19 protein-coding genes and 1 pseudogene are annotated in these 21,513 nt (G+C 70.3%); 12 read left to right on the top strand and 8 right to left on the bottom strand.

Features of this window, described 5'->3' with window-relative positions:
* Nucleotides 1-12: 12 nt before the first annotated feature.
* Nucleotides 13-597: a CGNR zinc finger domain-containing protein gene (locus tag ACGFK0_RS27690; RefSeq protein ID WP_392909875.1), complete on the bottom strand. Its 585-nt coding sequence runs from the start codon at nucleotides 595-597 to the stop codon at nucleotides 13-15.
* Between the two features lie 144 nt (nucleotides 598-741).
* Here ACGFK0_RS27690 and ACGFK0_RS27685 point away from each other — a divergent pair, with 144 nt between their 5' ends.
* The 9 genes from ACGFK0_RS27685 (at nucleotide 742) to ACGFK0_RS27645 (ending at nucleotide 8,866) form a co-directional block, all read left to right on the top strand.
* Nucleotides 742-1,227 carry a VOC family protein gene (locus tag ACGFK0_RS27685; RefSeq protein ID WP_392909873.1) on the top strand — a complete coding sequence of 162 codons (486 nt, stop codon included), beginning with the start codon at nucleotides 742-744 and terminating at the stop codon, nucleotides 1,225-1,227.
* Nucleotides 1,228-1,294: 67 nt separating this feature from the next.
* Nucleotides 1,295-2,185: a pyridoxamine 5'-phosphate oxidase family protein gene (locus ACGFK0_RS27680; RefSeq protein WP_392909871.1), complete on the top strand. Its 891-nt coding sequence runs from the start codon at nucleotides 1,295-1,297 to the stop codon at nucleotides 2,183-2,185.
* The gene (locus ACGFK0_RS27675; protein WP_392909869.1) at nucleotides 2,182-2,385 is read left to right on the top strand and encodes a ferredoxin; all 204 of its coding nucleotides are present in this window, start codon (nucleotides 2,182-2,184) and stop codon (nucleotides 2,383-2,385) included. Before ACGFK0_RS27680 ends, ACGFK0_RS27675 begins: the two co-directional genes overlap by 4 nt.
* Nucleotides 2,386-2,552: 167 nt before the next feature.
* Nucleotides 2,553-3,299 carry a glutamate ABC transporter substrate-binding protein gene (locus ACGFK0_RS27670; protein WP_392910219.1) on the top strand — a complete coding sequence of 249 codons (747 nt, stop codon included), beginning with the start codon at nucleotides 2,553-2,555 and terminating at the stop codon, nucleotides 3,297-3,299.
* A 28-nt stretch (nucleotides 3,300-3,327) separates the two neighbouring features.
* Complete coding sequence (locus tag ACGFK0_RS27665) at nucleotides 3,328-3,975, top strand: hypothetical protein (RefSeq protein ID WP_392909867.1); 648 nt, start codon at nucleotides 3,328-3,330, stop codon at nucleotides 3,973-3,975.
* Nucleotides 3,976-3,991: 16 nt separating this feature from the next.
* Complete coding sequence (locus tag ACGFK0_RS27660) at nucleotides 3,992-5,029, top strand: XRE family transcriptional regulator (RefSeq protein WP_392909865.1); 1,038 nt, start codon at nucleotides 3,992-3,994, stop codon at nucleotides 5,027-5,029.
* A gap of 234 nt (nucleotides 5,030-5,263) precedes the next feature.
* Nucleotides 5,264-6,091: a helix-turn-helix domain-containing protein gene (locus ACGFK0_RS27655; RefSeq protein WP_392909863.1), complete on the top strand. Its 828-nt coding sequence runs from the start codon at nucleotides 5,264-5,266 to the stop codon at nucleotides 6,089-6,091.
* 129 nt (nucleotides 6,092-6,220) lie between these two features.
* Nucleotides 6,221-8,179: an ABC1 kinase family protein gene (locus tag ACGFK0_RS27650; protein ID WP_392909861.1), complete on the top strand. Its 1,959-nt coding sequence runs from the start codon at nucleotides 6,221-6,223 to the stop codon at nucleotides 8,177-8,179.
* 54 nt (nucleotides 8,180-8,233) lie between these two features.
* Nucleotides 8,234-8,866: an alpha-ketoglutarate-dependent dioxygenase AlkB gene (locus tag ACGFK0_RS27645; protein ID WP_392909859.1), complete on the top strand. Its 633-nt coding sequence runs from the start codon at nucleotides 8,234-8,236 to the stop codon at nucleotides 8,864-8,866.
* Between the two features lie 179 nt (nucleotides 8,867-9,045).
* Here ACGFK0_RS27645 and ACGFK0_RS27640 read toward each other — a convergent pair whose 3' ends face one another.
* A complete protein-coding gene (locus ACGFK0_RS27640) occupies nucleotides 9,046-9,315 on the bottom strand; it encodes a hypothetical protein (RefSeq protein ID WP_392909857.1) in 270 nt (89 codons plus the stop codon).
* Here ACGFK0_RS27640 and ACGFK0_RS27635 point away from each other — a divergent pair.
* Nucleotides 9,218-10,483: pseudogene (locus tag ACGFK0_RS27635) on the top strand (right-handed parallel beta-helix repeat-containing protein); the annotation flags it as partial. The gene ACGFK0_RS27640 and the pseudogene ACGFK0_RS27635 sit on opposite strands and share 98 nt — an antisense overlap.
* A 144-nt stretch (nucleotides 10,484-10,627) precedes the next feature.
* Here ACGFK0_RS27635 and ACGFK0_RS27630 read toward each other — a convergent pair.
* The 3 genes from ACGFK0_RS27630 to ACGFK0_RS27620 all read right to left on the bottom strand — a co-directional run bounded on the left by ACGFK0_RS27630 (nucleotide 10,628) and on the right by ACGFK0_RS27620 (nucleotide 13,699).
* Complete coding sequence (locus tag ACGFK0_RS27630; RefSeq protein WP_392909855.1) at nucleotides 10,628-12,037, bottom strand: carotenoid oxygenase family protein; 1,410 nt, start codon at nucleotides 12,035-12,037, stop codon at nucleotides 10,628-10,630.
* 316 nt (nucleotides 12,038-12,353) lie between these two features.
* Nucleotides 12,354-12,563 (bottom strand): DUF397 domain-containing protein, encoded by a 210-nt coding sequence (locus ACGFK0_RS27625; protein ID WP_392909853.1) that lies wholly within the window; start codon nucleotides 12,561-12,563, stop codon nucleotides 12,354-12,356.
* A 263-nt stretch (nucleotides 12,564-12,826) separates the two neighbouring features.
* A complete protein-coding gene (locus ACGFK0_RS27620) occupies nucleotides 12,827-13,699 on the bottom strand; it encodes a helix-turn-helix domain-containing protein (protein ID WP_392909851.1) in 873 nt (290 codons plus the stop codon).
* Nucleotides 13,700-14,537: 838 nt separating this feature from the next.
* Here ACGFK0_RS27620 and ACGFK0_RS27615 point away from each other — a divergent pair.
* Nucleotides 14,538-16,037, top strand: coding sequence for a cyclic nucleotide-binding domain-containing protein (locus tag ACGFK0_RS27615; RefSeq protein ID WP_392909849.1), 1,500 nt, complete (start codon nucleotides 14,538-14,540; stop codon nucleotides 16,035-16,037).
* Between the two features lie 214 nt (nucleotides 16,038-16,251).
* Here the strand turns inward: ACGFK0_RS27615 and ACGFK0_RS27610 are convergent, their stop codons facing one another.
* Nucleotides 16,252-17,556 (bottom strand): sensor histidine kinase, encoded by a 1,305-nt coding sequence (locus tag ACGFK0_RS27610; protein WP_392909847.1) that lies wholly within the window; start codon nucleotides 17,554-17,556, stop codon nucleotides 16,252-16,254.
* Nucleotides 17,557-17,759: 203 nt separating this feature from the next.
* Here ACGFK0_RS27610 and ACGFK0_RS27605 point away from each other — a divergent pair, with 203 nt between their 5' ends.
* Complete coding sequence (locus ACGFK0_RS27605) at nucleotides 17,760-18,665, top strand: LysR family transcriptional regulator (RefSeq protein WP_392909845.1); 906 nt, start codon at nucleotides 17,760-17,762, stop codon at nucleotides 18,663-18,665.
* A gap of 58 nt (nucleotides 18,666-18,723) precedes the next feature.
* Here the strand turns inward: ACGFK0_RS27605 and ACGFK0_RS27600 are convergent, their stop codons facing one another.
* Together ACGFK0_RS27600 and ACGFK0_RS27595 are read right to left on the bottom strand one after the other, a co-directional pair.
* On the bottom strand, nucleotides 18,724-19,665 hold the full coding sequence (locus ACGFK0_RS27600) for a glycerophosphodiester phosphodiesterase (RefSeq protein WP_392909843.1): 942 nt from the start codon (nucleotides 19,663-19,665) through the stop codon (nucleotides 18,724-18,726).
* Nucleotides 19,666-19,825: 160 nt separating this feature from the next.
* Complete coding sequence (locus ACGFK0_RS27595; RefSeq protein ID WP_392910217.1) at nucleotides 19,826-21,472, bottom strand: adenylate/guanylate cyclase domain-containing protein; 1,647 nt, start codon at nucleotides 21,470-21,472, stop codon at nucleotides 19,826-19,828.
* Nucleotides 21,473-21,513: the final 41 nt, after the last annotated feature.

Raw genomic sequence — 21,513 nt, 5'->3', positions numbered from 1 at the left:
CGGGTCGTCCGCTCAGCCGTTGGCGTGGCGCCGATAGTGGCGCGCGACCCTGGCCCGGTTGCCGCAGCCCGCCGAGCACCAGCCGCGCCGCGGGTGCGAACGGTAGAAGTAGAGCACGCAGCCGGGCCCGTAGCAGGCGCCGAGCCGGACCTCCGGCCCCTCGGACAGCAGTTCCCCGGCTTCGAGTGCCAGGGCGGCGAGTTCGCGTCCGAACCCGTCGACGCCGAACCGCCAGTCCCGGTGGAACCCCCGTTCGCCGTCCCACCTCAGCTCGGGGGTGCTCTGCGAGGTGAAGCCGTTCAGCGTCGCCAGGGCGTGTTCGACCGCCTGACCCGCGTCCACGGCGGCGGGACGTTCGTCGTTCACCGCGGTCGCGGCCAGCCGGCGCAGCGCATCGCGCAGTTCCCGGGCCCGCAACAGGTCGTCCTCACCCAGCGGGCCGGTGGCCGGGATCCCGCATTGCCGCGCCCACCGGTCCAGTTGCCCGACCGTCGCCAGGGCGTCGTGCGTCCCGGCCTTGTCCGCCCAGATCGTGTTCATCAGGCGCACCGGCCGCGGCTCGGAGGGATACAGGTCGGGCACGTCGTCGGACGCCATGGTCCCTCCTCCTCGCGGTCGATCCCGGCGCGGCCCGAGGCCCCACCGGCCGCTTCCTAATGTATCAGGGCTTGCATTGCATTAGTCGAACCTCTACTCTGCACCTAATGGCAAGCTGCTTTCTAAACATTAGAGTCATCTGCCGTGGGTGACGAGGCGCATGCCGACCTGGAGGGGACCATGAGCAACCCGCCGCTGAAGACGGGCCATGTCGCGCTGAACGTGACGGACCTGAGCCGGTCGACGGAGTTCTACGAGAAGCTGTTCGACTTCGACGTCATCGCCCGCTCGGACGCCGAACGGAAGTTCGCGCTCCTGGGCAAGGACGGCCGCGTGAGCGTCGCCCTGTGGCAGCAGGCCGGAGGCGGCTTCGACACCGGGCTGTCCGGGCTGCACCACCTGTCGTTCGAGGTCCCGACCGTCGACGACGTGCGACGGGCCGAGGAGACGCTCAAGACGCTCGGGGTCGAGTTCGCCTACGACGGCATCGTCGCCCACGCCGAGGGCGCGGGCTCGGGGGGCGTCTTCTTCACCGACCCCGACGGGGTCCGGCTCGAGATCTACACACCCCGAGGCGTCGACGGCGACAGCGCCCCCGTCAAGGACGCGCCCACCTGCGGCTTCTTCTGATCCCCGCATTGAAGCCCATCGGGCCCGGGGCCGCGCGCCCCGGGCCCTTCCCGGAAAGGAGAACCGGATGTTCCATCCAGGCGAAGTGGACGTCCAGCAACACGCCGGCGTGCACGCGGACGCGCACGGCAGCGCCGCCGTCGGGGACACGATCCCCGACGTGGCCCGGCAGTTCCTGACGGCTCAGCGAATGATCGTCGTGACGGCCGAGCACGAGGGCACGCCGTGGACCACGCTCCTGGCGGGCGAGCCGGGGTTCATCGGAATCCCGGACGAGTCGACGCTCCGCATCGATGCCGGCCTCCCCGGACTCGATCCGCTCGCCGGGGCGTTCACCGCCCCCGCCGAGATCGGCATGCTCGCCATCGAACCCGAGACACGCCGCCGCATGCGCATCAACGGGCGGGCGCACCAGGCGGACGGCGGACTGCTGGTGCACGCCCACCAGGTCTACTCGAACTGCCCGAAGTACATCCAGACCCGCCGCGCCGACACGGTGGAACCGTCCGGAACCCCGGCGCGGACGGAGGGCGCGGCCCTCGACGACGCGCAGCTCGCCTGGCTCCGCGAGGCCGACACGTTCTTCGTCGGGACCGGTGCCCCCGGCCTCGGCGCGGACGCGTCCCACCGCGGCGGCAGCCCCGGGTTCCTCGACGTCGACCCGCATCGCGTCAGCTGGCCGGACTACGTCGGCAACTCGATGTACATGACGTTCGGGAATCTCCTGCTGGATCCCCGGGCCTCCCTGCTGTTCATCGACTGGACGGCCGGACGCACCCTGCACCTGACCGGAACCGCCGCCGTCGACTGGGACCCGGACAGAGCCGCCCGCCGCCCGGGAGCGCAGCGTTTCGTCGACTTCGACATCGACCGCGTGATCCAGCTCGACCACCGCGTCGCTCTGCGGTGGCGGCTGGAGAAGCCGTCCCGGTTCAACCCGCCCGCGAGAGGAACATGACCATGCAGATCGACGTCGACCGGACCGTCTGCGAGATCCACGCCCAGTGCGTCTTCGCGGCGCCCGAGGTCTTCGAGCTCGACGATGACGACGAACTCCGCTACGACCCCTCACCCGACGCCCGGCACGACGACGCCGTCCGCCGGGCGGCACGTGTCTGCCCCGTCCAGGCGATCCGGCTCGGGACGGCGGCCCCCTGACGACCCCGGAGATGACGGCGGCGGGCGGCCCGGGCCGGGCCGGGCCGGTAAGTGAGTTCCGGCCGTTCGGCTTTGGCTCGTCCGGTGTTCATCCGCTGGTCGGTTTCGGGCACTAGTCATGCCTTGTGCGGTGCGTTCTGGGGGTTCTGGTCCTGGCGTTGGGGCTTGTGGGGTGTGCGGCCGCGGAGGCGTCCATTGCCGGCAACGACGTCATCGTGGTCGGGGTCAAAGCCGACCAGCCGAGGCTCGGGTTCCGGCAGGAGGGCGTCTTCACGGGGTTCGAGGTCGATGTGGGGACGTACATCGCCCGGCACCTCGGGGCCTCCCGGGTCACGTTCCGCGAGGTCAGGTCGGACAACCGGGAACAGAAGCTGAACGACCGCGTCGTCGACCTGGTGCTGGCGTCCTACTCGATCACCCCTGACCGCGCCAAGCTCGTCACCTTCGGTGGCCCCTACTACGTCGCTCACCAGGACGTCATGGTGCGGCGCGGGGAGACCCGGATCCGGGGCGTGCGCGACCTGGCCGGGCAGCGGATGTGCCAGGCGAGCGGGTCGGTGTCCACCGAACGCGTGGTCGTCGGGTTGAGCATTCCGGCGAAGCTCGTCCCAGGGTCGTCCTACAGCGATTGCGTGGCGAAGCTCCGGAGCGGCGAGGTCGACGCGGTTTCGACGGGGGATCTGGTGCTGGCCGGGTTCTCGGCGCCGGATCTGGAGATCCTCAATTCGCCGTTCACCGACGAGCGCTACGGCGTCGGGATGCGGAAGGGCGACATCGACGGATGCGAGGCGGTGAACCGGGCCGTCACCACCATGTACCAGGACGGGACGGCCGGCGAGCTGCTGCGGAAATGGTTCGGGCCCAGCGGCCTCAGGCTGGTCGGGGAAGTGCCGCAGTTCGAGGGCTGCTCATAGTGTCGGTGCCCGCGGTTATCGTCGGAGGGTGGCTGAGGACCGGGTTGCGTGGGACGAGCTCTTGGCGGCGGGCTTCCTGCACGGTGTGCGGGAGGCTCACCGTGAGGCGACGCTGGCCCTGTTCGGAGGGTTGAGCCGCGCGGCGGGCTTCAAGGAGCGGACGTACGGGGTCGGCGCGTTCGAGTTGCTGGAAAGCCACCTCGACCGCGTGTTCGGCAAGGGCGACCTGGCGAAGCAGGTCGTCCGGGACGATCTGAACGGCTCGCCCGGATGGCGGTACGGGCCGTACCGCGTCCTCCTGAAGAGGCACGAATTCGGGAACGTCAAAGGGATCCGCTGGGACAGGGACAGCCCCACGAAGCAGGCCGTGGCACGGCAGGGCTACATCGAGGACCCGCAGCTGACCCTGCCGCTCGGGCTCGAAGCCCACGACACGCCCGGGGTCGTCACGCTGGTTCTTGCGCACAGTGCCAGCGAGGAACCCCTGGAGCTTGAGCTCTTCCTGGGCCGACCCAGGTGGAACGCCGACGGCGGTACCGCCTGGCACTGGGTGAAACAGCTGGACGACGGCATCGGGCCCGATCCACGTCGTAAGCTCGTCGAGCGGACCATGCCGCTCTGGGACGAGCACGAAGACGTCCCTGTGCGGCTTCGCGGGGAGACGAAGACGGCCTAGCAAAGGGTGGCGCAGGGTGCTGTTCGACTGCGAGCGGCTGACGCTTGCCCGGCGGCTCCGGGGGATGCGCAAGAACCAGCTCGCGCAGGCCGTGGGGACGACGCCGAAAGCGATCGGGCAGTACGAGGCGGGGGTGCAGCGGCCCGAGGAGCCGACGATGAAACGCCTGGCCATCGCGCTCGGAGTTCCCGTCGAGTTCTTCCAGGCCGGGCGGAGCCCGGTCTCCATGGACGGTGCCCATTTCCGGTCGTTGCGGTCGACGAGTCAGATCGAGCGAGACCAGGCGCTCGCGTACGGCCGGATCGCCACGGACGTCGTCGCCGTCCTCGAAGACCTCGTCGACTTCCCCGAGGTGGACCTGCCCGAGTACCCGGTGTCGCCGGACGAGATCGCCGGAGGCGGCCCCGTCGAGGCGGCGCGGCTGACCAGGAAGTCGCTGGTGGAGCAGCCCGGGCCGGTGGCACATGTCGTCCGGTTGCTGGAGGCCCGGGGAGTGATCGTCCTCGTGCTGCCGGAGGCGGCGAGGCGGGTCGACGCGTTCAGTGTGGGGATTCATCCGAGGCCGATGGTCTTCTTCAATCCAGCAAAGGGTGATTATTGGCGCAACCGGTTCGACGCGGCCCATGAGCTGGGGCATTTGGTGATGCACGCCGACGCCGAGCCCGGGGAGAAGGTCGTCGAGGACCAGGCGCACAGGTTCGCGGCGGAATTCCTGATGCCGGAGGCCGACATCGCCGCCGAATTGCCGGCGAAGGCCGACTGGGAACGGCTGGGCGAACTGAAGGCGGTCTGGGGCGTCAGCATCGCGGCACTGCTCTACCGGGCGCGCACACTCGGGATCATGACGGAGACCGTGTACCGCAACGCGATGAGCGCGATGAGCTCGCGGGGCTGGCGGCGGCACGAGCCCGGGCCGGCGAGGCCCCTTGAACAGCCGACGATGCTGACGCGGGCGATCGAGGTCGTGGGGCAGGCCGGAACCGGCCGGGACCGGGTCGCGGAACTGGCGCGCGTGACGAGTGCGGACCTCGACCTACTGGTTTCGCGGCGGTGACCCCGCCCGGCCCCGTCGAACGGCGACGCCACTTTTTGGAACGGTCCCTCGGGTCATTTAACACAATGCGACCTTTTGTAAAGGCGGCCTGCAGTGACATATCTCTGTCCGAAGGTTTCCTGCGCGCCCGCCATTGCCTGTGAGACCCTCCGATGGTTGCCGGGACCTTACGGAGATGCTGGAGATCTTGTGCTGGACCATCGGCAGGCCGGCTCGAGTCCGACCGCCCTTCGCATGCAGATCGGCGCGCGGCTGCGGCGGATGCGTGAGGACAGGGGAATCGGGCGGGCGGAGGCGGGGGAGGCCATCCGCGGGTCGGCGTCCAAGATGAGCCGGCTCGAACTCGGACGCCACGGGTTCAAGGTGCGCGACGTCCTCGACCTCCTCGACCTGTACGGGGTCCACGACCCCGACGAGCGCGAAAGCCTCCTGGAGCTCGTGCGGGAGGCGAAGAAGCCCGGCTGGTGGCACGGTTACGGCGACCTGGTGCCGAGCTGGTTCGAGCAGTACCTGGGCCTGGAGCAGTCGGCGGCGACGATCCGCGGCTACGAGGTGCAGTACGTCCCCGGCCTGCTGCAGACCCCCGAGTACGCGCGGGCCATCATCGGCCTGGAGCACCACGCCGCGGCCTACGAAGGACTCGACCGGCGCCTCACCCTGCGGATGACCAGGCAGGCGATCCTGCACCGGCCGGTCGCCCCGGCGCGGCTGTGGACGATCCTCGACGAGGCGGCGCTGCGCAGGCCGATCGGCGGGCCCGAGACGATGCGCGCCCAGATCGAGCACCTGATCACGGTGTCGGAGTCCATGCCCAACGTGAAGGTGCAGGTCCTGCCGTTCTCCGCGGGCGGCCATGTCGCGCTCGGCGGCCCGATCACGATCGTCCGGTTCGCGGAGCACGATCTCGACGACGTCGTCTACCTCGAACAGCTCACCGGCGCCCGCTACCCGGAGGGGCAGGAGGCGGACCGCTACCAGGAGATCATGGACCTGCTCGCGATCCGCGCCTTTCCTCCCGCCCGCAGCACCACCTTCCTGAAGGACCTCCTGAACGACTTCTGACGTCCGGGGCACCCGCCCGAAGTCCCCCACCGGGGTGAGGGGCTCCCCCGGCGGCGGGAGGCCGGGCGTGCGGGCCGCTCGTTACCGTCGCCTGCGACGATCAAGCGATTCAGCAGGTGGTGGGCGGCTTTGGATACTTCGGCGACGGTTGTCGCGTTCGTGGTCGGGACGATCCTCAACACGTGGGTCATGGCGTACGGGGCGCGGCGCCTCCTCAACGTCCGGTTCTCCCTCTTCCGGACGATCGCGGCGGGAGCGGTCGGGCAGGGCGTGGCGCATCCGATCATCCGCTCGCTGATCGGCGACCTGGGCGAGCGCCAGCAGGTGACCCCGATGCTGTGGTTCGTCTGCCTCGGATTCGCGTGCGCCCTTCTCGTCTCGATGACCGTGCTGGTGCTCTGGGAGGCGTTCGTCCCGACCGGGTCGGTCCCGTCGCCGCTCTACTGGTTCGGCGGCGTCCGGTCGCGGATGGCGCGCACCCGGCGCTACTGGCGGATCACGTTCATCTTCCTGCGCCACGGCCTCGGCCCCTACCTGCGCGGACGTGCCCGTCCGACGTCCCCGGAGGGACGCGAACGGCTCGCACGCGAGCTGACGCAGGCCCTCGAACAGGCGGGCGTCGCGTTCGTGAAGCTCGGTCAGGTGATGTCGACGCGGCGGGACGTCCTGCCGCCCGAGTTCGTGTCGGAGCTCGGGCGGCTGCAGGACCGCGCCGCACCCGTCCCGTGGCCGGAGATCGAGAGGGTGATCCAGGAGGAACTGGGCGCCCCGCCCGAAGACGTCTTCGCCGCCTTCGACCGCACCCCGCTGGCGGCCGCGTCGGTCGCGCAGGTGCACACGGCCACGCTGCGCTCAGGGGAGGACGTCGTGGTCAAGATCCAGCGGCCGGGCATCCGGTCGGTGGTGGAGCGCGACCTCGACATCGTCGCCCGCCTCGCACGGACGCTGCAGGGCCGCGCCGGCTGGGCGAAGGCGTTCGGCGTCGTCGACCTCGCCGACGGGTTCGCGGCCGCGCTGCGCGAGGAGCTGGACTTCCGGGTGGAGGCGCGCAACATGGCGTCGGTGGCGGCGACCGCGACCGCACGCGGGTCGGACGTCGTCATCCCTCACCCGTACGACGACCTGTGCACCGGCCGGATCCTGGTGATGCAGCGCCTCGACGGCGTCGCGCTCGGCAAGGCCGGTCCGCGCATCGACCGCCAGGGGATGGACCGGACGAAGCTGGCGCACACCCTCCTCGACACGGTGCTGCGCCAGATCGTCCTGGACGGCGTGTTCCACGCGGACCCGCATCCCGGCAACATCATGCTGCTCGACGACGGCCGCCTCGGGCTGATCGACTTCGGTTCGGTCGGGCGCCTGGACACCGAACTGCGCGGCTGCCTCCAGCGCATGCTCCTCGCCATGAACCGCGGTGACGCGGTCGCGGTGACGGACGCCTTCCTGGAGGTCGTCGCCCGTCCGGACGAACTGGACGAACAGGGCCTCGCCCGTGCTCTGGGCGCGTTCATGACGCGGCATCTCGGCGCGGGGTGCGCCCCGGACATGGCGATGTTCACCGACCTGTTCCGGCTGGTCGCGCGGTACGAACTGGCGGTCCCCGCGGAGATCGCGGCGGTGTTCCGGGCGCTGGCGACATTGGAGGGCGGCCTGACCGACCTGGCGCCCGGCTTCGGCATCGTCAACGAGGCGCAGGAGTTCGGGGAGACGTATTTGCGGGAACGGCTCCGTCCCGCGTCCCTCCAGGAGGCGGCGGCCGACGAACTCATGGGGCTGCTGCCGATGCTGCGCCGCCTGCCCCGCCGCCTGGACCGCATCACCGCGGCCGCCGAGGCCGGCCGGCTGACGTTGAACATCCGGCTGTTCGCCGACGAGGGCGACCGGCGGACGGTCACCGGGCTGCTCCAGCAGGTGCTGCTGACGATCCTCGCCTCGACGGCCGGGGTGATGGCCGTTCTGCTGCTCGGCCTGAAGGGCGGCCCGGTCATGACCCCGGCCGTGTCCCTGTACCAGTTCTTCGGGTACTGCGGGCTGGTGGTCTGCAGCGTCCTGTCCCTGCGCGTCCTGGCGGTGATCTTCCGCCGCTGAAACCGCCCGCGAGATGATCGAACATACGTTTGACTTGCGGGTTAGAGTGGGGGCATGTTCCAAGGGTCGCTGCTGGACGACACGGACGAGCGCGGTCCGCGTCCGCTGGGTTCCGCGCGGCGGACGCGGCTGGCCCACGGCGCCTGGGTGGACGTCCTGCCCGCCTGGATCCCGGGGGCGGACGCGCTGTTCGAGCGGCTGCACACGTCCGTCCCGTGGCGTGCGGAGAGGCGCCACATGTACGACAAGGTCGTGGACGTGCCGCGTCTGCTGGCGTTCTACGACGAGGGCGAGCCGCTCCCCGATCCCGTCCTGGACGAGGCGAAGGCGGCGCTCGACGCCCACTACGCCGCCGAACTCGGGGAGCCGTTCCGCACGGCGGGTCTCTGCCTGTACCGGGACGGCCGCGACAGCGTGGCCTGGCACGGCGACAGGTTCGGGCGCGGCGCCGAGCAGGACACGATGGTCGCGATCCTGTCGCTCGGGACGCCGCGGAGCCTGCTGCTGCGTCCCCGCGGCGGCGGCGAGACGGGCGGCGGCCGGACGATCCGCCACGAACTCGGGCACGGCGACCTCATCGTGATGGGCGGAAGCTGCCAGCGCACGTGGGAGCACGCGATCCCGAAGAGCGCCCGCGTGGCCGGGCCGCGGATCAGCGTCCAGTTCAGGCCTCGCGGAGTCCGCTGACTCCGCCGGGCGGGGCCCCTCATGGCACGATGACGGTGATTTCATGAGGAGGCCCGTTTGCTTCGTCTGGTCGTGTCACAAACCTCCCCGGGGGCGTATCGGACGGTCCTGGACGCGCTGTGGGCGCCGAGCCCGCCGTACGGGCCGCCCGGCCGGCACATCCTGGTCGAACCCGGGCACTACCCGAACACGGGGTTCCGCAGCTCCGGCGATTTCGTGCTGACGGCCGTCGGCGGGCCGGGTTCGGTCACGCTGGACGGCGCGACCGACGCGACGATCGAACTCACCGGCAACGTGACGCTGCAGGGCCTCATCGTCCGGAACTGGAGCGCGGAGGGCGCCGCGCTGGACGTGTCCGAGGGCAGCGTCCTGGTGGAGCAGTGCCAGTTCGTGAGCCGCGCCGAGACGGTGGCGGTGCGCGGCTGGGGCGGCGCCCGGCTCGCGCTCAAGAACTGCCGGGTCCAGGACGGCGCCGTCGTCTACGCCGCCGCGTCCGGGATCATGGAGGCCACCGATGTGTCGGGGCCGGACGGCAACGCGATCGCTCTCCGCAAGGGCAGTGCCGTGACCGTCCGGTCGTGCCGGATCGAGGAGCCGGGCGGCAGCGGCATCTGGGTGACCGAGGGGTCCAGGCCGCTGATCGAGCAGTGCACGATCAAGGACGCCGGGGCCGCCGCGGTGCTGGTCGACGACCGGGCGGACGCCGCGATCCGCAACTCGGCGATGCACGGGTCGCAGCGGTGCTCGCTGGTCGTCCGGGACAACGCGACCGCGGTGGCCGGGGACTGCCTGATCACGGACGCGGCCATGGAGGCCGTGTGGGTGACCGCCGGCGGGACGCTGACGGGGCGGCGCATCCGTGCGGAGTCGGCGCGCCGCAGCGGCGTCGCCGTCGAGGAGGGCTCCGGGGTCTTCGAGGACTGCGAGGTCATCGGCGCGGCCAAGAACGGCGTGTTCGTCGGCGGCAAGGGGCGCGCCACGTTCGTGCGCGGGCGGGTGGACGGCGCGCAGGAGATCGGCATCGCCGTCGCCGAGGGCGGGTCCGGGACGATCGAGGGCACGGCCGTCACCGGCAGTGCGCTGTTCGGGGTGAGCGCGGACCCCCGCTCCGAGCTGTCCCTGCGCGACTGCACGGTCACGGACAACGGGCGCGCGGGCGTGTTCGCGTACGTTTCCGCGCGCGTCCACATGGAGGGTGTGACCAGCGAGCGGAACGCCGCCCCCGACGTCCTCGACGTCGAGGCGGAGTCGGGCGGGACCGCGCAGGTCAAGGAACCGGCGACGGCCATGGACACGGGCCCCGCCAAGGCCCGTGCGGTGCCGGAAGAGCCGGCGGGCGCGACGGCGGACGCGCTGCTCGCCGAACTGGACGCGATGATCGGCCTCGCCGGGGTGAAACGCGAGATCAGGAAGCTGACGAACCTGCAGAAGGTCGCCGAGCAGCGTCGTCTGGCGGGGCTGCCGCCCGGACCGTCGATCGGGCGGCACATGGTGTTCGCGGGGCCGCCGGGGACGGGCAAGACGACCGTCGCACGCCTGTACGGGCGGATCCTCGCGGCGCTCGGCGTGGTCGAGAACGGCCAGGTCGTCGAGGTGAGCCGCGCCGACCTGGTGTCGGAGAACGTCGGCGGGACGGCGCTGAAGACGACCGGGGCGTTCGAGGCGGCGGTGGAGCGGCAGGCGCAGCGGTTCGCCGACCTGCCGGAACTGCCGTCCGGTGAGGAACTGAGCCTGTGGATCACCTCCCGTTCCGCTGCTGACTCACGTGCCGGCGGGCGGGGTGGCGACGCGGTCAGTGAAGGAACCGTGGAAGCCCATGGGGATGTGGTGGCGCAGGTGTGCGACGGCGACGGGCTCGGCCTCGACGTCGCGGGCGTCCAGGATGAGCAGGCGGGAGCGGTGGGTGTCCGGGTCGTAGGCGAGGGTCATCAGCCATCCGTCGCCCTCCGCGGCGGCGGGCGCGCGCGGCACGAACACCGGCTCGCCGAAGCCGTGACCCGGGGGAAGCTCGTGGACGGTGCGGCGCCCGGTCGTGTGGTCGTAGGCATGGATGCCCGTGCTCGCCTCCGTCCGTCCCGCGAAGTAGGTGTACCGGTGCGGGCGGCCCGCCTGCCGGACGTCGGCGTGCGGCAACTCCATCGGCATCGCGCACACCTCCTGCCCCTCGACCTTCCCGGACGGTGTGACGCGGTAGCGCATCAGCGCGTCCCCCCACGGGAAGTCACTGGTGCGGAAGTCGCGGAACCGTGTCGCGACCTGGTCCCAGTCGGCGAAGCGGACGAACTCGATGACGGTGTCGTCGCCGTCCTCGAAGGCGTTGACGAAGTGGAACCCGAGCAGCGCCTCATGCTCGATGACCCGTGCCTTGCCGCCGTCCCGGGGGACGAGGGTGAAGCACGTCGGCCGGTGCGGCTCGTAGGTGAGGCCGTCGGCGATCGACCCGCTCCCCAGCAGGATCGGCGCGGCCTTCGGGATGACCGGGTTGACGACGAAGACGAGATGCCGGCGGGTGAGCGCGAAGTCGTGGTTCCACGGCGTGTACGGGAGGGAGACGCGCGGCATGTGGTGCAGCACCCCGGCCGGGTCGACCCGGTAGCAGCGCAGGCTGCGGGCCCGCGTGAAATCCATCCCGAAGTTGAACAGCTCGCCGGTCACGGTGCAGCGGGACGGGTGCGCCGAGAACGCCGACGCCACCTTCAGCCGTCCGCCGAACGAATGCTCGCCGATGGTGTCCAGGCTGTCGGGGTCGAGGCGGAACGGGCGGCCGCCCTCCCAGAGCGCGAGGAGCTGGCCGCCGTGCAGGACCACGCCGGTGTTGGCGACGTTCGCGGGCGGGCGGAACATGTTGCCGAGACGGCCGCCCCGGCGCTGGGTGCCGAGCCCGCGCAGCCCCACCCGTCCCTTGCGCTGCCCGTACCGGTAGTGCCTCGTCCGGACGTACCGGTTGCGGTAGCGGATCCGGCCGTCGCCGGGGAACGCGAACATCGACAGCATGCCGTCGCCGTCGAAGATGTGGTCGAGGAGGCTCTCGCCCACCTGCCAGCGCCCCGGGCCGTTCCGGTAGAGCGTCCCGGCCAGGCCCTCCGGGAGCCTGCCGTCGATCTCGCCGACGTCGTAGTCGTGCTCCTCGTCGAGGGCCTCGTAGCTCCGATGCCACGCGTCGATGTCCACGGTGACTCCTCGTCCGGAGGTCGGCGGTCCCGGTGACGGCAGGCTGCCACACCGGCCACCCGTAGTTCAACGCCTAACGACTACTCGTCTACCCTTGCCCCGACAGGCCGAGGGGCGGGGCGGCGGAGGTGCACTGCTGCCGCCCCGTCGGCCCTCGGGAGCCCCCAGGGGCGGTTCAGTGCGGATTCAGGGATTATTCAGGATCCCCGGATCCAGCTCGTCATTCGCAGTTTTGTCAAGAGTCGCTAGTCAATGCTTCGGGATATCGTTGTGTTCGACAATTTTCGGGGTTGGCATGATAAATGAGTCGCGTGACTCAGCGGCCGTCCAGTTGCCCGTTCTGGATCGCGTCCACCAGCGCATTCCACTGAGCGGAATCGAGTGCGAGGGCACCGGTAGAGTGATCATGCGAGTCACGGACCAGCACCGACGGGCCCATCACCGCCACTTCCACGCAATCCGTAGGACTGCTCGCGCTGCTCTTGCGCCAGTACAGCGACGTCTCTCGTGTCGACCGGTCCACCATCCAGCAACCCCTCCATCCATTGCCGGCGGGTGCCGTCCCGTCAACCGATCGGACAAGAACACCCGCCCGGCGAGCACCAAGCAGGGCACGACGAACCACGACCTTGTGGCTAATTCCCGGTCATGAGTGTAAACGGTTCTAGTAATTCCGCATACAACCGGATCACAAGATCACACTGCGTTATGAGGGCCACTCGCCTTGTGGGTGCCAGATGCGGCTGTCACCTCCGCTGGGAGTCGGGTCGTCGGGTTGCGGTCCTGGAGTCAGGCCATGAGGTCCTCGGCGGCCTGCCGGATCAGCGCGATCGACTCGTCGGGCGGCAGCGCCTGTTCCAGAAGGATCTCGAACGTGTCACGGTACTCGGGGATCTTCTCGTCGTCGCCGGAGTGCATCACGCTCGTGCCGGGCCGGCCCTCCAGATAGAGGACGTCCCCGAGGTCGCCCTCGAACTCCAGAAGGCTGAACGGCCCGTCGAGGCCGAGGTGCGCGCCCGCGCTGAACGGGATGACCCGGACGGTGAGCAGATCATCGCGCTCGGCGGAGTCCGCGATGTGGTGGAGCTGGGCGGGCATGATCCCCGGATCGACCATGATCCCGACATGGCGGCGTATGACCGCCTCATCGATGATGTAGCGCTGGCGTGGCGGGTTCTGCCGCTTGGCGAGTTCCTCCTGCCGCTGGATGCGCACCTTGACCGCGAGGGCTTTGGCTTGTTCGGACGTCTTGCCCGTGGAGAGCACTTCTGCGTACTCGGATGTCTGCATCAGCCCGGGGACGACCGTCGGGTGGAACTGCCGGATGTAGGCCGCGCCCGCGGCGTACGCCACGTAGTTGAGGAAGCCGGGATCGAGCTCCCCCTTGTAGACGTTCCACCAGGCGGGCTCACGCGCCCCGCGGGCCAGTGCCTGCAGCCGCTCCTGGCGCGCTTCCGAGGTGACGCCGTAGACCCTGAGCAGGGCCTGCAGGTCAGTGCGGGTGATGGCGTTCTTGCCGCCCTCGACCCTGATGAGCTTTGACGGGGACCACTCGAGCTGGCGCGCCACGTGCTCCTGCGTCAGCCTCTTCTCCTTGCGCAGGCGGACGAGCTCGCCGCGCAGCAGGGCGCTCTGGACGATCGGCCCCTGATCACTGGTCATCTGTTCTCACTCTGCGTAGTCGGTGCCACCTATCTGCATGCAATCTGTCATGGCGTCATATTGCATGGTGGGCTCCGGCAGAGTGCCATCTGCCCTGGCCACGCAAACCCACACCCCCAGGTCGAGACCCGTCATATCGCCTAAAACTCTCACCTGAAGCTTCCAGAGTGCTGCATGACTGTAGACTATGTTGTATTGTGCTATGTAGCAAACAGCAGGCTCCATCTTGCTACCAGGCGCACTGCTACATCTGCACTGGCACGACCTTGACGCAGAGTGAGATCTCGGACGGACGAGCGCGTCCCCCCGTCCGAGATCTCCCACCGGCGGGCACGGGCCGCGTACGCCGCCGGCGAACGAGGGACCGAAGGCGGACGCGCCGAACGGGGAGGTCGCCACGGAACACCGATATTTCGGCACAGCCAGAAAAGACAAAAGAGTCGCTCACCGCTTCCCGCCGATCACCGGTTGCGAGCCAAAACGATCGATGGAAAGCGGAGAGCGACTCCTCGGGCCCGCGTGAGAATGTGCTGACCGATCGTCACCGGACCTCTGCGAAAAAGCGGCGAGATCCGGGGTTGACCTGCCAAAACGTTCCCTGCGGACTCACCCAGTCTAACCGCGGTCACGCGGTGCGGGCTATAGGTGAAAGCGACTTCGGGCCCCCCGGGCGGCCAATGCCGGGCAATCCCCGACAGCTGGACGGACGGCATCGAAGACGCGATTCGAGGCATGGGGTTCTCGATATGGCAAGCCAGAAGATCCACCCCCCGACCTTTGGCGACCACCCCGCAAACCCACCGTTCGCCGTCCGTCCGGGCATCAGGCAGGTGTGCTGATGGACGATTACACCCGCCAGCACAACCCCGACCAGGTCCCGTCCGAGACAGGCCCCCATGAAGACGTCCAGCCTCCGCAGATCCACGACACCGCCGAGGCCCTGTGCCGGGACACCGATTGCCCGCGCCAGCTCCAGCCCGTCGCACCGCCACCGCCGCCGCGGCAAGGGTTCTGGGACTCGCTCACCGAGATCGAGCGGGCCGCGCTCCTCGCGTGCGCCGAGGAGATCGTCTACCCGGTCGGCACGGTGCTCTGGTTCGAGGGCCAGGCCGCCGACCAGGCCGTCATCATCTGCTCGGGCTCGATCAGGGTGTCCGTGCAACGCGGCGGACACGAGCGGATCATCGCCTTCCGCGGTCCCGGCGACATCGTCGGTGAACGCGCCGCCCTGCTGCTGCGCCGGCGCTCGGCGACCATCGTCGCCATGGAGACCGTCCACGGCCTGCGCATGACCACGCAGCAGTTCGTCACGTACCTGAGCGACCACCCCCGCGTGGTCGCCATCATGGAACGCGAGGTGTACGACCGTCTGACCGAGCAGCAGACGGGCGTCCCGCCGCAGACGCCGTCGCCGTACGCCCACGCCGCACACCACGAACCCCAGCCGCCCTATCCGGCCGGAACGCGGCCCGGCCACGCGATCGCAGCACACAACCCCTACGCGGGCGGAACACGGCACCACGGGACCGCAGGGCAGACCTACGCGACCGGGCCGACACCGTGGGGCAACCCACCGGTGGGTCCCGTCCCATACCCCGCAGCCGCAGGAAGGTCCGCCCACATGCCGCGGCCAATGCCGGCCGGCGGGCCATGGCCTGCCCGCCCGGTTCCGGTCACCCGTGCCCCGTCCCATGCACAGGCGACGCAGCCCATGGCGATCACCCCGCCCGGACCGCCCGTACCGTCCTTGGCGGGCCAGAACTGCACGATCGTCTACAGCGACATCGCCGGCTTCAGCGCGTCCCACCGCAACGACGCTGACCGCCTCGACATGCGGCGCGCCATGTACGCCGTCCTGCGCGAGGCGTTCGAGGAGTCGCGGGTCCCCTGGGACGCCTGCCACACCGAGGACCGCGGCGACGGCGCGTTGATCGTCGTCCCTCCCGAGGTGCCGACGGCCGCCGTCATCGACCCCATGCTCACCGCCCTCGCCGTGCGGCTGCGCCGCCACAACCAGCGGTCGAGCGCCGCCGTCCGCATCCAGCTCAGGGTGGCCGTGGACGTCGGGCCCGTGATGCCCGACCCGCCCGGCGTCAACGGCTGGGCCCTCATCCACACCGCCCGGCTCCTGGACGCGCGTCCCCTCAAGGACCGGCTCGCCGCGACCCGCGCCGACATCGGCTTCATCGCGTCGCAGTTCGTCTACGAATCCGTCATCACCCAAAGCGCCGGCCACGTGAACCCCGCCGAGTACGAGCCCATCAGCTGCCGGGTGAAGAAGCTGAAGACGGAAGGCTGGATCCACATGCGCGGCGTGCCCGCCCAGTCGGCCGTCTGACCCCCAGCACCCACGCCGGCCCGTCCCCGCGCGGGCCCACACCCCCTCACGACCCCGCGTGCAGGACGCACCGCGGGGTTTCCGCGTCCCACCGCCCTCCGCGGCTCCTGCTCTCACGTGCGTCCGGCCGTGCCACTCGTCTCGTCTGTGTCTCGTCCGAGTCCCGGGTTACCTCGCCCCCGCGCCGGCGCCCTTGTGGAGTGGTCGTTGATCTTCAGGGCACAGCGGGGATGCGCAGGACGAACCGGGCGCCGCGGTCGCTGTCCTCGATGGTGAGCCCCCCGTCGTGGAGTCTCGCGATCTCACGGGCGATGGGAAGGCCGAGGCCGGTTCCGCCGGCGTCGCGCTCCTTGCCGGCCTCAAGGCGGGCGAAGCGCTGGAAGACGAGCTCCCGGTCCTCCTCGGCGACGCCGGCGCCGTCGTCCTGGACTTCGAGGACGGCGGTGTCGCCCTCGCGGCGCACGGTGATGTCGACCCGCGTGTCGGCGTGGCGTTCGGCGTTGTCCAGCAGGTTCGTCAGCAGCCGGACGAGCCGGAGCCGGTCACCGCACACCACCACGCCCTCCTGGAGGTGCGGGACGATCCGTTTGGTGCGGTCGGATCTCGCGACCTCGATGGTGACGAGGGCGCCGAGGTCGACCGGCTCGGCGCCCTGCCAGGCCGCGGCGTCCAGGCGGGCGAGCTGCAGCAGGTCGATCACGATCGCCTGCAGCCGTTCGAGGCTCTGCAGGACGGCCCGGCCGGTCTGCGGCCAGTCGACCTCGTCGGGGAAGAGCAGCGCCTCCTCGATCTGGGCGCGGGCGGCGGTGATGGGGCTGCGCAGGTCGTGGGACGCGTCCGACGTGAAGGTGCGCTGCCTCGCCAGGGCGCTGTCGAGGCGGTCGAGGGTCGCGTTCACGGCCTCCGCGAGCCATCTGATCTCATCCTGGTTCTTCGGCACCGTCACCCGGCGGCCCGACCTGCTCGCGGTGATCTCCGCCAGCTCGGCGCGGATCGCGTCCACGCGGGCGAGGGTGCGGTCGACCGTCCCCCAGGCCCGCAGGCAGACCAGCAGCGTGACCAGCAGGGACATGCTGGTCAGGAACATCAGGAGGCCGGGGCTGACATACCAGGGAATGGTGGGGGTGGCCGCGTAGACGACCCAGTCTCCGCCATGTCTGTAGACGCGGAGTGCGAGCACCCACATGCATTGGTCGAGCCCCGGCGGCGGGCAGAGCACCCGGGCGGAGTAGATCTTCGTCTCCGCCGGGCGGAAGCGGGCGATCGGCGGCCCGTCCAGCGCATCCTCGGTACCGGCGATCACGACGCGCCGGTCGTCCAGCAGTTGCAGGACGACGTCGTCCGGGGCGATGACCCCGCCCCGCACGCCCCTCCGGTCGACCTCGTAGGCGAGCCGCAGCGCGGAGGCGGCCGCCTCGTTCCGTTCGAAGTCCTCCGCACGGCCACGGACCCCGACGACGATCAATGCGCTCAGGATCGCGCAGATCAGCGCGGCGACCGTCCCGGCAATAACGGTCATCCGCACCCGTATGGACCATGTGCGCCGTCCGCTCACCCAACCTCCCGCAGGTGAGGTAATCACCGCCCAGACCGAGATCAGTCCTCTGAGCAGCAGCGATGCACCCAAGAGAGGACAAAGAAATCATTCACCGCGTTGCGGCCGCCATGGGGGATCGACAGAAGCTCTAGCGCTGGACAAGCCCATTGTTAGAATCACTGGTTATGGAGCTGCGCCAGCTTGAGTACTTCGTGGCGGTGACGGAAGAGGCCGGCTTCACCCGGGCGGCGGAGCGGCTGCACGTCGCCCAGCCGGGGGTGAGCGCACAGATCCGGCAACTGGAACGGGAACTGGGGCAGCCGTTGCTCGACCGGTCCGGGCGGACGGTCCGGCTGACGGAGGTCGGCGCGGCGGTCCTCCCCTACGCGCGGGCGGCGCTCGCGGCGGTCGAGGGCGCGCGGCGGTCGGTGGACGAGTTGACGGGGCTGCTGCGCGGGCACGTCACGATCGGCACGATCGACTGGATTCAGTCCCTGGACCTACCCGGCATGTTGTCCGATTTCCACCAAGACCATCCGGATGTGGAAATCACGGTCATTCAGGACGACGCCGCGACGCTGACCGCGGCGCTGCGGGACGGACGGGTCGATCTCGCGTTCCTCAGCCTCGGCGGCGAACCACCCGAGGGCATCGCGACCCAGGTCGTCATCGAGGAGCACCTCGTCGCCGCCGCCGGGCGCGGTCATCCGCTGGCGCGGCGGTCCACGATCCCGCTGCGGGCCCTCGCCGGCGAGGACCTCGTCAGCCTGCCGAAGGGCACCGGGCTGCGGGCCGTCCTGGACGAGGCCTGCGCGGACGCCGGCCTCAGCCCGCGCATCGCGTTCGAGGCCGGCGAACCACCCGTGCTGGCACAACTCGCCGCGCACGGTCTCGGCGTCGCCGTCCTGCCCGAGTCCGCCGCCCGGGACCTGCCCGGCGACCTGCACGCGATGCCGATCGTCCGGCCCCGGCTGACCGGGCGGATCGCGCTCGCCTGGCGAACCGAGGGCCCGCGCGGCCCGGCCGCCCGCGCCCTGATCAGCCGAGCCCGCGAGCACCTCCCCGCACCCCCCGGCCAGCCGGCCCCTTGATCACGGTGATCCGGGCGCCACGTCGATCGGGCGCCGCCGCCGGCCGGGGGAATCGTGGTCAGGCCGCCGCCGCCGAGCGCGCGGCGGACTCCCGGAGGACGCGGCGGAGCACGTCCGGCCTGTTGGTGATGATCCCGTCCACGCCGAGCTCGACGGCCTTCCTCATCTGCCCGCGGTCGTCCACCGTCCAGGTGAGCACGTCCATGCGCGCCGCGTGCACCTTCCTGACGTAGGACGCGGTCAGGTCACCGAACGTGGGATTGATCTGATCGGCGTAGGACGCCAGCTTGCGCAGATCCTTGACCTCCGGTGTACCGAGCAGCCCCGTCGGCACCCTGGGCATCAAGGAGTGGAAGCGGCGCACGGACTCCCAGTCGAACGACTGGACGGCCAGCCGGCGCTCGCTCGCGTCGCGCCGCAGCCAGGACGGCGAACGCTTCAGCGAGGCGGCGATGCGCTTCTCGATGCCCGGGTAGAGCGCCGGGCTCTTGATCTCCAGCAGCATCCCGAGGCCCTGTCCGCGCATGGTCCTGAGCACCTGGGCCAGCGTCGGGACGCGTTCCCCCTTGTACTTCTTCGCGAACCAGGAACCCGCGTCCAGCTTCTTGATCTCGGCGAGAGTGAAGTCGGAGACCTTCCAGGGCGACCGGTCCGGGTACACCTTCTCGACGTTCGTCGTCCGGGCGAGCGTGGTGTCGTGCATCAGGACCAGCTTGTGGTCCTTGGATTCCTGGACGTCGATCTCGAACACGTCCGCGCGCTGCGCCTTGGCCAGCCTGACGCCGGCGAGCGTGTTCTCCGGCGCGTACGCGGACGCCCCGCGGTGGGCCACATTCGTGATCCCGTCGTCCGGCGCGGCGTTCACACGCGGGCGCGGCTCGGGCGCACCCGCTTCCTGCGCCGGTACCGGATCGGGATCCGCGGCGGCGGACGTGGCTGGCACGACGATCGCCGTCGATGCCGTGACGGCGATGAGCGCGATACGGGTACGTCGATGCATGGTCACCTTCCGGGAGCTGAGGCGTGTCCGCCCCAACCCTCGGACCGTCCGGTGACACCGGAGTTACGAGCCAGTAGCAGACCGTGTACAGCCGCTGACGATACGCATCGGCGCCGCGTGACACCCGCGCGGACACGGTCCTTTGATCAGAACAGACGGACTATTCGCCATCGTCCTGCTTGGCGTCCTTGGCCGCCCTGGACAGGATCAGCGCGCCGAGCAGCAGCTTCCGGCTCCGCCGCAGCGGACGCGGAATACGGACACGCCGAACAGGCGGCGGTCTCGCGGTCACCGACTCACCGGACGCAAGTGGCGGCAGCGCGGCCGACCGGGGCGTGCCCAGCCGCGTCGGACGGCTCCGGCCACGCAGCGTCACCGACCTGCCGAGGTCCCACTCGTCCGACTCGACGAGGTGGGCGAGCTCCAGAACGGCCGCCGACGCCAGCACCCGCCCCGCCGTCGTCTTCGCCATGTCGCTGAGCCTGGCCGCCTCGTTCACCGGATCACCGATCACGGTGTACTCGAACCGCTCCTCGGTCCCGATGTACCCGGCCACCACGGGACCCGCCGACACGCCGATCCCCGCGTCCAGCATCGGGACCTCGACCCGCAGCCGCAGCGCCAGCTCCCGCGCGGCACCGAGCGCCGCACCGGCCGAATCCTCCACCTGCGTCGGCGCCCCGAAGATCGCGAGCGCCGCGTCCCCTTCGAACTTGTTGATCCACCCCCCGTGCCCGGCCACCACCGTCACCACGACACCGAAGAACCTGTTGAGCAGCCCGACCACCTCGTCCGGGCTCCGCGTGTCGGCCAGCCTGGTCGAACCGGTGAGATCGACGAACAGGACCGCCACCTCGCGCGTCTCACCGCCGAGCGTGATGTCGCCGCGCTCCAGCGCCAGGTCGGCGACCTCCTCCCCCACATGGCGTCCAAAGAGATCACGCAGCCGCTCATGCTCACGGAGCCCCGCGACCATATGGTTGAACCCGGCCTGCAACTGCCCGACCTCACTGGCGTCGTACACGGCGACCTCCGCGGAGAGATCCCCCCGCTCGACCCGCGCCATCCCCTTCCGAACCGCCTTGATCGGATCAGCGATGGCCCGGGTCGCCATGTAGGTGACATAAACCCCGGCCAGCAGCGCGACCCCGCCGAGCCCCAGGATCGTGATCGCAAGCTGCACGACATTGATGTCGGGCGCGGCCAGCGCGGCAACCGCGACACAGATCAGCCCGAACACCGGAATCGCCGTCCCCAGCGCCCACGCGAGCATCACCCGCGTCGTCACCCCCGGCAACCGGAACCGGCGCGGACGCTCCGCCGCCAGCACCAGCGCCGCCGCAGGCCGCAGCAACCGCTCCGACAGCAGATAGACGATCGTGCACGTCGTGGCCGCCCCCAGCAGACACGTCAGCCCCGTCTTCACCGCCAGCCGCCCGGTGAACAACACGAGGTCGAGAACCGCCCACCCGAGGGCCCCGGCGACCCACAACCCGCCGACGAGCAGCGTCAACCGAAGCGGCCCGAGCAACACGGCCCGCCGCTGCGCCCGATCGGCGTTCCCCCCGTCCCGGACGAGCCTGACGACCGGCCGCCACAGCCACAACCCCGCGATCAACGCCACAGGCACCGCGACCACGGGATAACTGAAGAACGCCACAGCGTTCACCTGACGGGCATAGTCGCGATCGTCCAACGGCGGATCAGGCAGCACGAACGTCGCGAACAACAGCACGACCAGCGATCCGACCAGATTCGCGGACCCCACCACCACGAGCAGCACCCACCGCACCCGGATCTCGAGCATGCTGGTCACGTGCGCCTCCGGAGGGAAGGAACCGCCACGAC

The organism is Spirillospora sp. NPDC048823, assembly GCF_043198445.1.
Taxonomy (GTDB): Bacteria; Actinomycetota; Actinomycetes; order Streptosporangiales; family Streptosporangiaceae; genus Spirillospora.
The sequence above is the reverse complement of the archived record's forward strand: the minus strand, read 5'-3'. Positions and strand labels throughout refer to the sequence as shown.

Bases quoted from the DNA above. Each gene is read 5' to 3' on its own strand.
- ACGFK0_RS27625 (WP_392909853.1), bottom strand. From the start codon at position 12,563: ATGGTGGACCGGTCGACACGAGAGACGTCGCTGTACTGGCGCAAGAGC.
- ACGFK0_RS27600 (WP_392909843.1), bottom strand. From the start codon at position 19,665: ATGCATCGACGTACCCGTATCGCGCTCATCGCCGTCACGGCATCGACG.
- ACGFK0_RS27615 (WP_392909849.1), top strand. From the start codon at position 14,538: ATGGACGATTACACCCGCCAGCACAACCCCGACCAGGTCCCGTCCGAG.
- ACGFK0_RS27690 (WP_392909875.1), bottom strand. From the start codon at position 597: ATGGCGTCCGACGACGTGCCCGACCTGTATCCCTCCGAGCCGCGGCCG.
- ACGFK0_RS27675 (WP_392909869.1), top strand. From the start codon at position 2,182: ATGACCATGCAGATCGACGTCGACCGGACCGTCTGCGAGATCCACGCC.
- ACGFK0_RS27645 (WP_392909859.1), top strand. From the start codon at position 8,234: ATGTTCCAAGGGTCGCTGCTGGACGACACGGACGAGCGCGGTCCGCGT.
- ACGFK0_RS27595 (WP_392910217.1), bottom strand. From the start codon at position 21,472: ATGCTCGAGATCCGGGTGCGGTGGGTGCTGCTCGTGGTGGTGGGGTCC.
- ACGFK0_RS27680 (WP_392909871.1), top strand. From the start codon at position 1,295: ATGTTCCATCCAGGCGAAGTGGACGTCCAGCAACACGCCGGCGTGCAC.
- ACGFK0_RS27620 (WP_392909851.1), bottom strand. From the start codon at position 13,699: ATGACCAGTGATCAGGGGCCGATCGTCCAGAGCGCCCTGCTGCGCGGC.
- ACGFK0_RS27605 (WP_392909845.1), top strand. From the start codon at position 17,760: ATGGAGCTGCGCCAGCTTGAGTACTTCGTGGCGGTGACGGAAGAGGCC.
- ACGFK0_RS27610 (WP_392909847.1), bottom strand. From the start codon at position 17,556: ATGACCGTTATTGCCGGGACGGTCGCCGCGCTGATCTGCGCGATCCTG.
- ACGFK0_RS27655 (WP_392909863.1), top strand. From the start codon at position 5,264: ATGCAGATCGGCGCGCGGCTGCGGCGGATGCGTGAGGACAGGGGAATC.